16 protein-coding genes are annotated in these 15,385 nt (G+C 64.3%); 11 read left to right on the forward strand and 5 right to left on the reverse strand.

Annotated features, from left to right (window positions below):
- The first annotated feature begins 202 nt into the window (after positions 1-202).
- The 8 genes from FEJ81_RS06550 to FEJ81_RS06590 all read left to right on the forward strand — a co-directional run bounded on the left by FEJ81_RS06550 (position 203) and on the right by FEJ81_RS06590 (position 7,923).
- Positions 203-3,016, forward strand: coding sequence for a type IV pilin N-terminal domain-containing protein (locus FEJ81_RS06550; protein WP_138244527.1), 2,814 nt, complete (start codon positions 203-205; stop codon positions 3,014-3,016).
- A gap of 657 nt (positions 3,017-3,673) precedes the next feature.
- A complete protein-coding gene (locus FEJ81_RS06560; protein ID WP_138244528.1) occupies positions 3,674-4,120 on the forward strand; it encodes a nucleotidyltransferase domain-containing protein in 447 nt (148 codons plus the stop codon).
- A complete protein-coding gene (hepT, locus tag FEJ81_RS06565; RefSeq protein WP_138244529.1) occupies positions 4,120-4,542 on the forward strand; it encodes a type VII toxin-antitoxin system HepT family RNase toxin in 423 nt (140 codons plus the stop codon). Before FEJ81_RS06560 ends, hepT begins: the two co-directional genes overlap by 1 nt.
- Before the next feature lie 244 nt (positions 4,543-4,786).
- The gene (locus FEJ81_RS06570; protein ID WP_138244530.1) at positions 4,787-5,257 is read left to right on the forward strand and encodes a VanZ family protein; all 471 of its coding nucleotides are present in this window, start codon (positions 4,787-4,789) and stop codon (positions 5,255-5,257) included.
- An 88-nt stretch (positions 5,258-5,345) separates the two neighbouring features.
- Positions 5,346-5,879: a DNA-binding protein gene (locus FEJ81_RS06575; protein ID WP_138244531.1), complete on the forward strand. Its 534-nt coding sequence runs from the start codon at positions 5,346-5,348 to the stop codon at positions 5,877-5,879.
- Positions 5,872-6,360, forward strand: a complete 489-nt coding sequence (locus FEJ81_RS06580) for a metal-dependent hydrolase (RefSeq protein ID WP_138244532.1) — start codon at positions 5,872-5,874, stop codon at positions 6,358-6,360. Before FEJ81_RS06575 ends, FEJ81_RS06580 begins: the two co-directional genes overlap by 8 nt.
- 94 nt (positions 6,361-6,454) lie before the next feature.
- Positions 6,455-7,282, forward strand: a complete 828-nt coding sequence (locus FEJ81_RS06585) for a DUF4330 family protein (RefSeq protein ID WP_138244533.1) — start codon at positions 6,455-6,457, stop codon at positions 7,280-7,282.
- A gap of 2 nt (positions 7,283-7,284) precedes the next feature.
- Positions 7,285-7,923, forward strand: a complete 639-nt coding sequence (locus FEJ81_RS06590; protein ID WP_138244534.1) for a hypothetical protein — start codon at positions 7,285-7,287, stop codon at positions 7,921-7,923.
- A 19-nt stretch (positions 7,924-7,942) separates the two neighbouring features.
- Here FEJ81_RS06590 and FEJ81_RS06595 read toward each other — a convergent pair whose 3' ends face one another.
- The 5 genes from FEJ81_RS06595 to FEJ81_RS06615 form a co-directional block, all read right to left on the reverse strand.
- Complete coding sequence (locus FEJ81_RS06595) at positions 7,943-8,686, reverse strand: beta-ketoacyl-ACP reductase (protein ID WP_138244535.1); 744 nt, start codon at positions 8,684-8,686, stop codon at positions 7,943-7,945.
- A gap of 105 nt (positions 8,687-8,791) precedes the next feature.
- Positions 8,792-10,375: a class III poly(R)-hydroxyalkanoic acid synthase subunit PhaC gene (phaC, locus tag FEJ81_RS06600; RefSeq protein WP_138244536.1), complete on the reverse strand. Its 1,584-nt coding sequence runs from the start codon at positions 10,373-10,375 to the stop codon at positions 8,792-8,794.
- Positions 10,372-10,920 carry a poly(R)-hydroxyalkanoic acid synthase subunit PhaE gene (locus FEJ81_RS06605; RefSeq protein ID WP_138244537.1) on the reverse strand — a complete coding sequence of 183 codons (549 nt, stop codon included), beginning with the start codon at positions 10,918-10,920 and terminating at the stop codon, positions 10,372-10,374. The genes phaC and FEJ81_RS06605 overlap by 4 nt, the downstream gene beginning before the upstream one ends.
- 42 nt (positions 10,921-10,962) lie before the next feature.
- Positions 10,963-11,448, reverse strand: a complete 486-nt coding sequence (locus FEJ81_RS06610; protein WP_138244538.1) for a hypothetical protein — start codon at positions 11,446-11,448, stop codon at positions 10,963-10,965.
- 8 nt (positions 11,449-11,456) lie between these two features.
- Positions 11,457-11,771, reverse strand: a complete 315-nt coding sequence (locus tag FEJ81_RS06615) for an AbrB/MazE/SpoVT family DNA-binding domain-containing protein (RefSeq protein WP_138244539.1) — start codon at positions 11,769-11,771, stop codon at positions 11,457-11,459.
- Between the two features lie 266 nt (positions 11,772-12,037).
- Between FEJ81_RS06615 and FEJ81_RS06620 the strand changes: the two genes are divergently transcribed.
- From FEJ81_RS06620 to FEJ81_RS06630, 3 genes are all read left to right on the forward strand, one after another.
- Positions 12,038-12,676 (forward strand): MaoC family dehydratase, encoded by a 639-nt coding sequence (locus tag FEJ81_RS06620; RefSeq protein WP_138244540.1) that lies wholly within the window; start codon positions 12,038-12,040, stop codon positions 12,674-12,676.
- Positions 12,677-12,758: 82 nt separating this feature from the next.
- On the forward strand, positions 12,759-14,201 hold the full coding sequence (locus tag FEJ81_RS06625) for a phosphohexomutase domain-containing protein (RefSeq protein ID WP_138244541.1): 1,443 nt from the start codon (positions 12,759-12,761) through the stop codon (positions 14,199-14,201).
- Positions 14,202-14,330: 129 nt separating this feature from the next.
- Positions 14,331-15,383 carry a BMP family lipoprotein gene (locus FEJ81_RS06630; protein ID WP_138244542.1) on the forward strand — a complete coding sequence of 351 codons (1,053 nt, stop codon included), beginning with the start codon at positions 14,331-14,333 and terminating at the stop codon, positions 15,381-15,383.
- The last annotated feature ends 2 nt before the right edge of the window (positions 15,384-15,385 follow it).

Genomic DNA, 15,385 nt, shown 5'->3' on the forward strand with positions numbered 1-15,385 from the left:
CTCTAATTACCTCCGCGATCTCAATCGGTGGCCTCAGACCTCGATTGTCTGCTGCCCTCCCGAGGAGACCTCGAGTCGACCTGTGACGGCTCGAGCCGATTCCGTGACGAGTACGGATTTTGTATACGTTCCAAACAATCCACCGAAAGACACATTTCAATATCCCATCCATTTAACTGTGATTCGTTCGAAAGGTCCAGCTATGCGAAGACGCGAAGTCATCGTCGGAAGCGGTATCGTCGCGACCGTTGCCCTCTCCGGTTCAGCCGGCGCGGCGACGAACCAAACTGACGACGGCCAAGCGATGTCGTCGGCCGACGGCGACCTTGAGACCGTCCTCGAATTGCTCCCCGCGGATGCGGCCCTCGACGCGAACTACCTCCGACTGCAGTACTCCCACGTCGACGGACGAGACGCGGAGGCCGTCGACTATCAGACGCGGCAGATCCTGGAGGGGGTAGCGGAGGTCGACGGCGAGATAGACCCGGAAGCGGTATCGGATATCGTCTCGGTCGACACGGAGAACGGTAATCTCCAACTCAGCGCCGCGACCGGTTCGTTCGACCGCCCGAGTACGGACGCCGCCAACACTGAGGAACGAGGTGACTGGCGAATCGCCGAGGTGAGTGATGGCGAGGCTTTCGCCGCTGCAGATGACCGACTGATCGCCGTCTCGGCGACCGAAACGGATCCGACGGACATTGCCGGAACGGCGGTCGATGCCGCCACCGGAGAGACTGAGACGGTCCTCGTCAGTCCCGACGCAACCACGTCCGTCTTCGAACGGCTCGAGTCCGCGGAGTTCGTCGTGTTCTTCCCTGACCTCGAGGCGATCGACTATCTCGAGTTCGACGACAGGGTCGAATCGTTCGGCGCTGGCTTCGAAGAGTCGCCGGCGGAGCGGTCGGGGACCGGGACGGTCGAGTCCGAGTACGTCTTGGAACTCGCGTCGGATGCTGACGTCGACGACGACTGGATCCTCGAGCAACTCGAGCGCATCGAACAGGGCGAGTTCGTCGAGACAACGATCGAGCGGGACGGAACGTTCGCCCACGTCGAGGCGGTCGTCGACCTGCCACCCGAACGCGACCGTGACGCAGCGCCCGACGCCCGCGTTCGGGCGAAGTCGAGCGCCGACGAGGGACGGGTGACGTTCGAACACAGCAGTGGCGAAGCAATCGACGCCGCAGACCTCGAGGTATGGATCGACGGCGAACTCGCGGATCGACAGCTCGCCGATGAGTACGACACGTTTACCGAGGGAGATTCCTTCGAACTCGAGACAGGGCCGGTCGCAAATGTCGGGCTGCGCTGGTTCGACGAGGGCGAGGACGTCTACTACTATTACGCCACGACGCTCGTCGGCTCGGAATCGTTCGAGGCGAGCCACGATCCCGAGACGGACTCGGTGGAGATCACGTACGCCGGCGAACTCGATGCGGATCCGGGCCGTCTCGAGATCGTTCACCGGCAGCGCGACGGCGGCCAGGACCGAAACAACGGACCGACGAGGACCGACCGAACGACGCTCGAAGATCTCGAGAGCGTGTCGGGATCGCTCGGACAGGGCGAAACCATCACGGTCGAAGACGTGACACTCGGCGACCGTGTCTCGCTCGAGCCGACGGCACCGGCCAATCCGAACCGCGGACAGCGGTCGCTGGCACAGATTCGCGTTCGACCGCCGCGTATCTACCTCGATCGCCGCGAGGGGACCCTCGTCGCACGGTACGTAGGTGATCGGGAACACGATGCGGACGAATTCCGCGTGCTGATCGGCGACGAACCCGCCGAAACGCAGTTCGCGGACGTAACCGATACCCTGTCGGCGAACAGCGAACTCGAACTCGGCGAGGTTTCACACGGAACCACCGTGACCGTCGAGTGGCTCGAGCCCGATCCGGACGATCCCGTCGTCATCGAGGAGCAGGTCCTTCGCCCGCACGGTCGCGTCGATTTCACGTACGACGATGCCGAGGGAACGGTCGTCGGCGAGTTCCGAGAGGGCGACGAGATCGCCGCCGATGCCCTCGAACTGCGGATCAACGACGAACCGGCGGCGACACAGCCGGCCGACGAGTACGAGACGTTCTCACCCGGTGATGACGTACGCGTTGCTGGTGCCCCGTTCGAATCGGTCGAACTCGTCTGGGAGGGGCCCGACGACACCGAATACGATCTCGGCCGCATCACCGTTGGTCGGGACGCGCTCGACGCGGTTTACGAACCCGAGACGGAGACGATCGAACTCGTCTATACGGGTACACAGCCCGCCGATCCGTCGGCGCTGTCGGTCGAGCACGCTGGTGACGGACCGCGATCGGGCGACGGGGATCGCCTGTTCGCCGAGCAGTACGACACCCTCACTGAGGGCGATAGCGTGGTGATCGAAGACGTCGCGATCGACGATCGAATCTCGGTTATGCTGGTCCAGGAGGGGGACGGCTACGTCTCCCACCGGTCGCTGTTCCACTTCACGCCGGAGCCACGGTTGGCGTTTAGAATCGAGGAACGTGACGGGGAACTCGTCGCCGTCTACCGTGAGGAGACGAACCGCGACGCCGATGCCTTCCGGTTCCTCGTCGACGGCGAACCGGCCGGCGTACAGCCGGCCGACGAGTACGAGACGCTGACCGGCGGTGAAGAGATCGAACTCGGGGAGTACCAGGCCGGTACCGAGATCACGGTCGAGTGGACCGTTCCCGATGAGCCGCGGGCGGTTACCGAGCACGTCGTCGTCCCGGACGCCGAGTTCGATGTCGAATACGATTCCGACGATGGGAGCGTGACCATCGAACACACGGGCGGTGATGAGATCGCCGCCGATGATCTCGGGGTCGTCGTCGAGCCGACGATGCACGAACCGCAGGGCTGGGACGACTACGAAACGGTTTCGAAGGGCGATGCCACGACGGTGGACCTCGACGAGGCGAGCGAGCGCGACCGTGATCCGGTTGCGGTCGTGATCGTATTCAAGGGGAGCGACGCGATCAGCCACGAACGTCTCGACGGATGAACGCTTCCGGTCTCGCTACTGGATCATCCACTGGCCTCCGAGCACAGGGCCCGGAATGCCGTACTCAGAGCGCTCTCCAGCGTTTCTGACTGTTAGACTGTGCAAGCGTCGCTGTCTGCGATCAGCCGGTTCCTTACAGCGGTAGCGAAGCGAAAGCCCACCCCTTAGGGGTGGGAGGAGGTCAATGGTCGATCGTTGCCCCGCCACAGTAGAACAACCGCACCGAGAACGTCGACGACGTTCTCGAGAGGAAGTCTCCGATCTGTCGATACGAGGTCTCGATTCCCCACCGACTCTCATACGTTTTGCCGATTCGATGCGCCTGTCGCTGTGTCACCTCCCGGTTTGTGATGAACGACACAGATTCCACGTCCGTACCTTCTCGTACGGGCACGACAAACCGCGTGATTGTAACCGGTTCATACGAGGATCGCGGCCGCGACATCGTTGTTCGAATCATCGCGCTCGAGGGAGGCGAATTTCGGACAGGGCCGGTCTGTAACGACCGAGGTAAGATGCTGACTGCCGCTCAATCCCGTTCGAATACGATGCCCCTCGTCCTTTCGTCTGTGAAACCGATGACTCGCTTTCGACGATGGCAAAACGGCGGAGTACTGTGGCAGATGGTATAAGATGGTTCATCCCATAGATGGAATCATGCGGGACAATGCTCGCGTTTCGGATGGGGATCTCGCCGTCGATATCGATCTCGAGGGGTTTCGATCGGTATTCGATGACGCCGACGTTTGCTATGCCGTCCTGTTCGGATCGTTTGTCACCGGATCGGGATCGCCGACATCCGATCTCGACGTTTGCGTACGATTCGTCGATGAGTGTTCGCGACGCGAGCGGTTTCGGCAGCGGAATCGAATTGACAGCGCGCTCCAGTCGTATACCGCTCCCTTCGTGGACGTGAGTGATTTCGAGGCGCTTCCCGACACCGTCGCACAGAACGCGCTTCAAGATGGGTTCCTCGTGTACGGCGATCCCGCGACGAAAGCGGCAGACGAGCGACAGCTCGCACAGCAGACCAATGAGTCGAGCGAACAGCGTGAACGGCGGCGACGCGAATTCATTGATCGCCTCGCCGAAGGGAACGTCTAATGGTCGATGAAGCGATCGTCGTGGATCGACTCGAGTTGATCAACCAGTATACGAACGAATGTAAGGAGATGCGTGAGGTTGCCAGAGAGGAGTATCTCGACAATATCGTCCTCCAACGTGCTGTTGAACGTTCATTGATGAACGCGATCCAGTCCTGTATCGATCTAGCGAGCCATATCCGAGCGGCTGGAAATCTCGAGACCGCCGAGACATCACGCGAAGAAATCGAAGCGCTTGTTGCGGCCGATATCGTCTCCGCTGAGACGGGCGCGAAGCTCGCGGAGGCCGTTGGCTTTCGGAACCATCTCGCACATCGATACGGTAATGTCGATCACGACCTTGTATATGATGTTCTACAGGGTGATCTCGAGTGGATCGATCAGTTCCAACAGGAAATCGCAGTGTGGTTTCGAGACCAGTGACATTACGAAGCACCAGTTTATGTCTGAACCTACAGGACAGTTGATAGGTAACGCTGCAACGGCAAGGTTCTACATCGACTTACGGCCAACATAGATAGTCCCGCGCTCGTAGAAGTTGTCTGTGAGATTACCAGTCTGGGGACTCGAATCCGAAAGTACTCGATGACCACCATCCGAAGTAGTCCGCTCCTGACGAGTAGCAGCCGCCGCCTTACTATGCCGGCCGACGGACAACGCGCTGACGATGCCCGTCCGTCTCCCGTTTCCGGGGCCGTCCGTTCGATGGGTCCCAGCCATCCTCGTCGCGGGGCTCATCTGTTACTGGTCGGTCGTCACATCGCCGCCGTCGATCACGGTGCCCCTCGAGGCGTTACTGACCGGTCCCACCGATAGCGCGCGGGCAGCGATTATTATCATCCCCGAACTCGACTGGTTTGACCTGCGCCACGGACTCGCGTACGCAGCATTGGCACTAAGCCTCGAGTACGCCTTTCCGGACGGAGAGACAACCAGTGCCCGCACAATTCTCCTGCTGTTCTGCGTCACGATCATCTACGGCGCGCTGATGGAAGCGGGACAGCTGTTCCGTCCCGCTCGAGTCGCGTCGATGGCCGATATCGCGAGTAACACTGTCGGAGCAGGGACCGCACTCGTGCTCTCCAGCCTTGAGCACAGGCCTCACCTCGGTCCGAACCGCTCGAGTAACGAGTCCTGAAACCCAGTCCCAAACACGACTCGAGCACCGACACTCGCTCGAGTACCGATACGATCAAGGACGCGCCGTCCATCGTCGCGGGCACCGAATGCGTCCCGCGATCAGGCTCGCCGTCGTCGCCACACTGCTCGTCGTCCTCGGTGGGCTCTGTGTCCACTACGGCGCGGCGTACGACGAGAACTGGCCCCACCCGACCGGTGATCAGATTCAGGACCGGGGAGCCGACGCCTTCGTCGGCGACCGCGTGCTCCTGTTCGGCGAGGTTCGAGCCGTCGATGCCGACGCCGAAACGATTACGATCCACGTCACGGACGACAGCGATGCAGTTGCGGCCGAACTCACAGTCACCGGCGTCGAACAGCGAGTGGAACCGGGTGGCGTCGTACAGGTGTACGGCGTCCTCGAGTCGGCGTCGACGATGCACGCGGATCGAACGGTAGTCGTGAACCGTGATCCGTCGGCGACCGCGTTCAAACTCGGGGCGTCGGTCGTTGGCCTGCTACTCGCGGCGGGGCACTTCCTCCGGCATTGGCGGATCGATGTTCGGGAACTCGCGTTCGAACCGAGAGCCGCCGACCCCGAGCGTGACGCCGAACCCAGGGAGGGACACCGCCGTGGCTGATCTCCTTTCACATGTCCTGCTCGCGTACGCGGGCTGTACGATTGCGAGCTGGTATCGCCCGATCCCGGACCGCTGGATCGCCGTCGTGATGGTTGGGGCGGTCCTGCCGGATCTCAATCGGATCACGCTGCTCGTCGCGAACGGAACGCTCGAGGCGGCCCTCGGCACCCCCTTCGACTTCGGCGCACTGTCGACGCTCGGCGGCGGTATCGTCCTCGCGGGCATCGGCGCGATGGTCGTCGCCGACCGGCACCGACGGGCGTTCGCCGCCCTCCTCGCGGGCGTGCTCTCTCACCTTGTGATCGACGGGGTCAAGGCCTACGCCGACGGGGCTGCTGGCGCGTGGTTGTACCCGTTCACGTGGGCGCGCCATCCGACGCCGAGTCTGTACGTGTCCTCGGATCCGGCGGTCCTCGCGGTCGCCGTCTCGGTCGCGGTGATCGCGTTCGCACTCGACAGGTTCGCAATTCGACCGCAGTAGGCTGCCCGGCGACCGCTCTCGTCGAGAGCATCGACATAACAATGCCTATGGTCCCGCAACCGGCTTTCTCCCGCATGAACATCCGGAGGACTTCATGCCGCTGATCGACGACGAGGGAAACCTCTTCGGCGTCGTCAACGTTATCGACGCGCTCGCGGTCTGTCTCGTCGTCGCCGTTCTGGTCGCTGGCGTCGCCGTCGTCGGTGCCCTCAACGACGGAAACGGAACTGGCGGCCCCGAGACGGGAGACGAGAACAATACGAGCCAACAGGCGACGCGCTACGCCACGATCGATCTCGGCACCCAGCCCGATTACGTCGCGGAGACCGTTGCGGAGGGCGATCAGGTGGCCGTCGCTACCGAGGGTCACAACCTCACGCTCACCGACGTATACGTCTCTCCGACGAACGGCGGCGACGACGGACACGTGGTCGTCCGCGCCGAAATCGACGGTGAGTATCCGCCGACCGACGCCGACGAAACGGCGTTCCAGTTCGACAACAGTTCGGTTCGAATCGGTTCGGACGTGGCGATCGACACTGCTGATTACGAACTCGAGGGAACCGTCCAGCGACTCGAGGAGGACGGCACGACGCTGCGCACCGCACGGACGACCGTTCGACTCGAGTCGAACGTGTCTGCGACGACGGCCGACGCGATCGAGTCGGGCGACGAGTACCGGTTCGCGGGACGAACCGTCGCGACCGTCACCGACGTTACGACGACCGAGCTGGACAATTCGTCGGCGATCGCCGTCGACCTCGAGGCGGATCTCGTGACGTTCGACCGGGCCGGCACGCAGACGTTCGGCGGTCGGTCGCTCGAGACCGGCTCCCGGCTCACCCTCCGGACGGAGCGCTACGACATCAGCGGCGACCTGCTCCGCCGCGGGCCGTCGGAACCGATCGACGAGACCGACTGATCATGCTGGATCGCGCACTCGAGCGGTCGCGGGTCGTTCGATTCCTCGAGTCGCTCCCCGAGCGGGCCGCCGCCGCAGTCGAGGCCAGCGGCCTGCGCCGCCTCGGCGAGACGATCTCCCAGTGGGTCCGTGCCTCGTACTGCTATCGGTGGCTCACGGCCGAGCCCGACCCGGACGTGATCGTGATCGATCTCCGAGAGACCTACACGGTCGGCCCGATCATTCGAGTCCTCGAGTGGACGGGCGACCGGCTCGCGGACGGCTACGCGAATTCGCGGACCGAACCCGCTGTGTCGCGAGCCGCCGCGGCGGTTCGGGCACAGCCGATTCGAACCGCCGGCGCGGTCGGTCTCGCCTGCGTACCAGTTTCGTTGCTCGCGCTCACCCTGTTGGGTGCGCTCTCGATCGCGCTGTTCGCCGGCCATCTCGTCGCCGCGGCGCTCTCGGCGGTCGCGCTCCGATCGACGCGGTCGCTCGCGGATCTCCGCGAGAGCCGGCCAGTCTCGCTGCTCGCGGCGGTACTCGAGCCGCCAGAGCCGCCAGAGTCGCCTGAATCCCACCGGAGAACCGGAAAGAACGAGTCGGACGAGCCTGCGAACGAACCGGCGGAAACTGCCGACGACGAAGACCCCGATCGATAGAACTGAGAACGGGACCCGACTACAGGTCCATCCCGCCGTTGACGTCGATCACTTCGCCGGTCACGTACGACGAATCCTCGCTCGCGAGGAACCGAACCACCGCGGCGACGTCCTCGACCTCCGCTAACCGCTCGAGCGGGATGCCCGAAACGATCCGCTCGAGCACCGCGTCGGGGACGCTCTCGAGCATGTCCGTCCGGGTGAACCCGGGCGCGACGCAGTTAGCAGTCGAGCCGCCCTTAGCGAGTTCGAGCGCGATCGTCCGCGTGAAGCCGAACATCCCGCTTTTGGCGGCCGCGTAGTTTGCCTGTCCGAAGTTGCCCTGTTTCCCGACGACGCTCGAGATGTTGATCAGTCGGCCCTCGTCGGCGTTCCAGATGTCGTCGTAGAACAGTTGCGTGCAGTTGAACATGCCGCCGAGGTTGACGTCCATTACGCGGTCCCACTCCTCGCGGGACATCTCGGTGAACTGCTTGTCAGCAGTGATGCCGGCGTTGTTCACCAGTACGTCACACTGGCCGAAGGCCTTGTGGCAGACCTCGCGCATATGTTCGACCTCTTCGCGGGTGGATACGTCGGCTTGGGCCGCGACGGCGGAGCCGCCCGCCGACTCGATGGCGTCGACGGCCTCGTAGGCGTCGCCCTCCGACGAGCGGTAGTTGACGACGACGTTCGCCCCCTCTTCGCCGAGGTATTCGGCGATTCCGCGACCGATCCCTTTCGCCGACCCCGTGATTACGCAGGTGCGACCATCCATGGACATGAGTCACACATTCGACGACCGGTGATAAATAACGACCCGTTAGTTGCCGGCCGGCTATCGGAGAGAACAACCCGACTGACCGCCCTCGACGGGAAGGAGACCGCGCTACAGTTCTCGAGCCTGTTCGATCCAGTCCTCGAGCCGGCTCGGCGAGATCCCCGTCTCGGCGGCGAGTTCGGCCACGTCGGCCGCGGCGAGTTGGTCGAACGTCTCGATCCCGGCCGCCGTGAGGTCGTCGGCGTACGCCCCGCCAACGCCGGTCAGATCGGTGAGATCGTCGGTTTCGGCCTCGATTTCGGACGCGGCTTCCTCGCCCGCGACTTCCTCGACGACGTCCTCGTCGACGGTCATCTCGCCGGGTTCCGCGGGTTCCGTCTGCACGTCGTCGTCGCCGCGTTCGACGATTTCGTCCGCGGAACGATCCTCGCCGTGACGGTCGCTCGTCTCGGCGTCGAGATCCGTCTCGGCATCCGACCCGGTCTCGACGCTCGCTCCGCCGTCCGCGAGATCCTCGGCACCGGATTCGTCGCCTTCGACGTCCTCGGCGAGAGCGGCGTCCGCGTCCGTGGGCTCGGGCGTCTCCGGTTCCGATTCGACATCGGTGCCGTTCGACCGCTCCTCGAACCAGTCACAGACCTGCGGCCAGAGTTCCTCGTGGCTCCGCGAGGAGACGGACATCCCGATGTGGCCCGTCGGGAACTCGAGGACCTCGGTGTCAGTCGAGGCGATCGCGTCGTTGAACGGTTTGGAGGCCTCCGGAGGAATGAGGTGGTCGTACTCGGCGACGATCTGGAGGACGGGCATGTCGATGGTCGTGATGTCGACGTGTTCCCCGCCCAGTCGAAGCTCGTTCTCGTAGAGCTTGTTGTCCTGGTAGATGTCGCGGATGAACTCCTCGTAGGCCTCGCCGGCCATGTCGATCCCCTCGTCGAGCCAGCGCTCCATGCGCGCGAAGTTCTCGACGAAGTCCTCGTCCTCCATGTTGTCGTAGAACCGGACGTACTTCGTCACGTTGTTCGCGACGGGGTCCATCAGCGCGAATCCGACGTCTAAGAACCCGGCGGGGACGTTGTCGAAGGTCTCGGTGACGGTTTCGGGGTCGTAATAGTCCTCGGCACCCCAGAGCTCGAGGACGCCGCCGTCGCCGGCGAAGCACAGCCCCGAGGCCATCAGCGCGAGGTTCTCGACCTTCTCGGGGTACAGCGAGGCGTACATGGCCGACTTCGTCCCGCCCATGCAGTAGCCGAGGATGTTGATCGAATCCTGCCCGGAGCGCTCGCGGACCACGTCGACGCAGTTGTCGACGTACCGGTTGACGTAGTCGTCGAGCGAGAGCGAGCGGTCGAGTTTGGACGGCTCGCCCCAGTCGATCAGGTAGACGTCGAAGCCGGCCTCGAGCAGCGTCTGGACGACCGAGCGGTCGGGCTGGAGATCGAGGATGTACGGCTTGTTGATCAGCGCGTAGACGACGAGGATGGGGATGTCGTGTTGCTCCTCGGTCATCGGTTCGTAGTGGAGGAGCCGGAGTTTGTTCTCCTCGTAGACGACCTCGCTCGGCGTCTGCCCGACCTCGATGTTCTCGACGGTTTCGGTGCGCTCGGGGGCGACCTGCGTCTTCTCGGCCAGGTCGGCGGTCGCCTCCCAGGCCTGCCGTTGCATGTTCAGCGCGGTTGCGAAGGGGTTGTTCATTGCTCGGTTTCGAGGTGCTCGAGGACGCGGTCGAGTTTCTCCTCGACGGCGTGCTGGCGGCGCTCGAGTTCGACGAGGCGGTCACCGATCTCGACCACGTCCTCCTCGGTCGCGAACCCGAGCGTTCGGAGCGTCTCCTGGGCCGCCTCGTCGGCCTGTTGCTGGAGTTCGAGCACGTCGCCGACCGTCTCGCCAGTCATCTTGGCGAAGGCGGTCGTCGACATGACATCCTTGAACGCGTCGTTTGCCGTGTTGAGCCAGATGTCGCGGAACTCCTCGATGTCGACGTCCTCGCCCTCCAGTTGGTCGTTCATCCGGTCGACCATCTGCTGGGAGGCGGTCATCCACGTCTCGTAGGCCTTCGCGTAGCCCTCGACGCCGTCGGAGAGTTCGTTGTCCTCGCTGACCTCGCCGACCGTCTCCGACCAACTCTCGACGAACTCCGCCTGCGCCTCCATGTTGTCCTCGAGCGCCTCGAGGAATTGCTCGTTCCACTGTTCGGCGAACGCGTTCCAGTCCTGCATGGGGGGTTGTGAGTCGGACATGGGTGAAAATTGATTACGTACTGTGAAAAGCGGTTCCCCGGGTTACGCCGAGACGTCGAACTCGTCGGCGGCCTCTTCGACGTTTTCGGCGACGGCACCGACGTTCGCCTCGACCTGTTCGTGGGCTTCCAGTGCCGCGTCGAAGGAGGTGTCGACGACCTCGGAGTAGCTCGCCGCGAACTCCTCGTAGGCGACTTCGGACTCCTCGAGGGCCTCGAGGGAGGCGTCGACCGACTGGGACTGGGCCTCGGTGGCCGACTCGAAGCTCTCGTCGACGAGTTCGCGGAGCTCGCCGAAGTCGGCGGCCTCCTCGGGCAGCGAGGCCTCCAGGGCGTCGAAGTAGGCGTGGATCGCGCCCTTGGTCAGCTCGGCGTTGGATTCGGCGAGCGAACTCGAGGTCTCGATCGCATCGGCGAAGGCGCTGATCGAGGTCTGCTGGGCCTCGAGGGCGTCGTGGGTCAGGGACTGGCTCTGTTCGAGTGCGGTGCGCTGTGCGTCGAAGACTGCGGTGAATGGGTTCTGGGTCATGGTCGTGATTACTCCTCTCGGTCGCGTTTGACGGGGACGACGATCGTCTGGACGATATCGCCCTCTTCGATGTCGAGGGCCTCCCGTTCGGGGCCGGGAATGCTGATCCGACCGCCGCTCTGGACGCGGGCCTTGAACGTCGCCGTACCCATGTTCATCGGCCCGAAGGCCGACGTATTCTCGAGCGGGTTCGCCGACGTGGCCTGTAGCAACTGTTTCATCATCTCCTGCTGGGATTCGGCGACCTGCTCGCCCGCTTCCTGCATCTGCTCGGTAAACATCGCGGGCGGGAACCAGGGCGATCGGTCGGAGTCGTCCGTCATCGATAGATCATTGGATCGCAGACATGATAAGACTTTCCACTAGATACCATTAGATGGCAGAGAATGGTATAGCACGGATCGGTGCACTGATTGATGGTTCTGGTGACCGTCACGACTGGCTAGGGATGACTCGAGGGAGTCACGATTTCGGGCTACCTGTGCCAGAGAGCGGCGTTCCAACCGGATTTTACCGGTATTTCAGAGCGGTAAAACCGCGTTGTGACAGCCAAAGAAGTGATATACACCCCACTCTTAGCCGCCCGTAGATGCCATACCAGAACCGCGGCGAAGACAACCTGACGGCCATGACGAACGCGTGGTCGGCGATGACGCGAGGGTTTCTTCGAACTGCGACAGCGGCGAATCGTGCGGCCGTTTCCGCGATGGTGCCCTCCACCGACGGCGAGGACGAGCCGGAGACGAACAGGGTCGCCCCGTCGGTCCCGTCGGTCGACTACGCCGATCTCGACTGGCAGTTCGACCGGACCGTCGACGACCCCGACCACATCAGCGTCGGCGACACCGTCACCTTCGAGAAGGCGTTGACCGACGAGGACGTTCGGGCGTTCGCCGCCGTCAGCGGCGACACGAACCGACTCCACCTCGACGGGGACTTCGCGGCCGACACCCGCTTCGGAGAACGCATCGTCCACGGCACGCTCGTCTCCGGGCTCATCAGCGCCGCCCTCGCTCGGCTCCCCGGCCTCACCATCTACCTCTCGCAGGACCTCGAGTTCAGCGGCCCCGTCGGCATCGGCGATCGGGTCTCGGCCCGCGTCGAGATCGTCGAGGACCTCGGCAACGACCAGTACCGACTCGAGACGGTCGTCCGCGACGAGGACGACGACGCGACCGTGATCGACGGCGAGGCCGTCGTCCTGATCGACGACCTGCCGGCCGAATAGCCGGTTTCGACGGCTCGAGGCCCGTTGCCGCCGATCAAGCCGTTGCAACGTTGCTAAGTAGCTGCTCGCGGAACGGGCGCACATGACTCTCTTTGGAACCGCGGGAATCCGCGGTCCGGTCGATGAGGTATCGCCGTCGCTGGCGCTTTCGGTCGGTCGAGCCGCCGGCGAGCCCGGCGAAACGTTCGTCGTCGGCCGCGACGGCCGGGTAACGGGGCCGGCGCTCGCGGCGGCGATGGAAGCCGGCCTCGAGAGCGCCGGTGCGGACATCCGCCGCGTCGGACAGGTGCCCACGCCCGCACTCGCCTTCGCCTCGCAGGGGCGTCGCGGCGTGATGCTCACCGCGAGCCACAACCCGCCCGAGGACAACGGCATCAAACTCTTCGTCGACGGCGTCGAGTACGACAGCGACGCCGAACGGATCATCGACGACCGCGTCGCGAGCGACGACTCCCGGCTCGCCCGCTGGGACGAGTGGGGCGAGTCCGAGCGGCTCGCGGTCCTCGATCGCTACCGCTCGGCCGTCGAAACCTACGTTCGCGAACAATTCGGCGCTCGGTCTCGAGACGGCGACGCTCCGGCCGACCCCCTCGCGGGGCTTCGGGTCGCCGTCGACTGCGGGAACGGCGTCGGCGCGCTCGCGACGCCGCAGGTCCTCGAGCGCCTCGGGGCCGATGTCGTCGCGATCAACGCGTCCGTCGACGGCCACTTCCCCGGCCGGGAGAGCAAACCGACCCCGGAGACGCTCTCGGAGTTCACCGAGTTCCTCGCTGGGGGCAGCGAGGCCCCACGCGCCTCGGACGGGGCGAGCGGTGACGCCGCGAGCGGCAATTTCGACCTCGGACTGGCACACGACGGCGACGCCGACCGGCTCGTCGTCCTCGGCCCCGACGGCGAGGTAATCCACGAGGATACCGTCCTCGCCGTCGTCGCGGCCCACTACGCGGCGGACAGCGACGCGGCCGACTCCGTCGTCGTCACCACACCTAACGCCTCCGCACGCATCGACGAGCGGGTCCGCGCGGCCGGCGGCCGGGTCGAACGCGTCCGACTGGGGTCGCTTCACGAGGGCATCGCCCGGGAGCGCTCCCGCGGGTCCGACGACACCGAAATCGTCTTCGCCGCCGAGCCGTGGAAACACATCCACACCGCCTTCGGCGGCTGGATCGACGGCGTCGCGAGCGCCGCGGTCGTGGCCGCGCTCGTCGCCGACGCCGGCGACACCGACTCGCTCCGGGAGCCGGTCACCGAACGCCCCTACCGCAAGGTCAGCGTCGAGTGCCCGGACCCGGCCAAACCCGACGTCATGGCCGCCCTCGAGAACGACCTGCCCGATGCGTTCCCGGACGCGACCGTCGACACGGACTACGGCGTCCGCCTCGAGTTCGCGGACGCCTCGTGGCTGCTCGTCCGCCCCAGCGGCACCGAACCCTACGTGCGCCTCTACGCGGAGAGCGATTCCGTCGACGAACTCGTCGCGGAGGCGCGGGCGGTCATCGAGACGGCAGTCACCGAAACCGCGTAAGCCGGGTCCATCAGTTATCGACGACAGATCACAACGATGGAACGAATAGCAGGCGAATAGTTGACACCCGACCAGTCAGATTCCGAAGTTTCGACGGGTATATACCACGTCCCTGCGCTATCCCGGCACATGGTACAGAATCGACGACAGTTTCTCGAAGGTGCGAGTGCAGTCGGACTCGCCGGTATCGCCGGCTGCGTCGGTGGGTTCGGCGACGGCGGCGACACGGAGTATCAGGTCGGGATGGTGTACGCGACCGGCGGCACCGGCGACGACTCGTTCAACGACATGGCACAGCAGGGAGTCAAGGAGGCGCGCGAGGACTTCGACCTCTCGTTCCAGAAAACGGAGCCGGACAACGAAGGGCAGTTCGAGAGCGCACAGCGGGACTTCGCCGAGTCCGGCGACTACGATCTGATCAACTGTATCGGCTACGCTCAGGCAGGCGCACTCGGGGAGAACGCCCCCGACTATCCGGACCAGAACTTCATCATCGTCGACGAGGTCGTCGAGGAAGACAACGTTCGGAGCTACACCTTCGGCGAGCCCGAGGGCTCGTTCCAAGTCGGTCACTTGGCCGGCCTGCTAACCGATCGCGAGTTCGCCGCCGGTACCGGCGAGACGAACCCCGACGCCAGCACCGTCGGCTTCGTCGGCGGCACCGAAACGCCGCTGATCCAGTCGTTCGAGGCCGGCTTCCGGGCCGGCGTCGAGTACGCGAACGACGACGCCGAGGTCGTCACCTCGTACGTCGGCGACTTCAACGACACGGGCCAGGGACAGTCGACCGCCCGATCGATGTACCAGAACAACGACGCGGATATCATCTTCCACGCGGCCGGCCGAACCGGTATCGGCGTCTTCCAGGCGGCCCAAGACGAGGAGCGGTTCGCGCTCGGCGTTGACGACGACCAGTCGCTCTCCAACGATAAATTCGCCGACGTTATCCTCGCGAGCATGGTCAAGCGCGTCGACAACGCCGTTTACAACGCCATCCAATCCGTCGTCGACGGCAACTTCGAGGGCGGCGAGTCCGAAACCCTCGGCCTCGAGGAGGACGGCGTCGGCGCCGTCTACGGTGACCAACTCGGCGACGAGATCCCACAGGAGATCAAAGACCAGCTCAAGGAGTCCCGACAAGCAATCATCGACGGCGAGATCGACGTCCCAAGCGACCTGTAACC

It is taken from the genome of Natrinema versiforme (assembly GCF_005576615.1).
GTDB lineage: Archaea > Halobacteriota > Halobacteria > Halobacteriales > Natrialbaceae > Natrinema > Natrinema versiforme_A.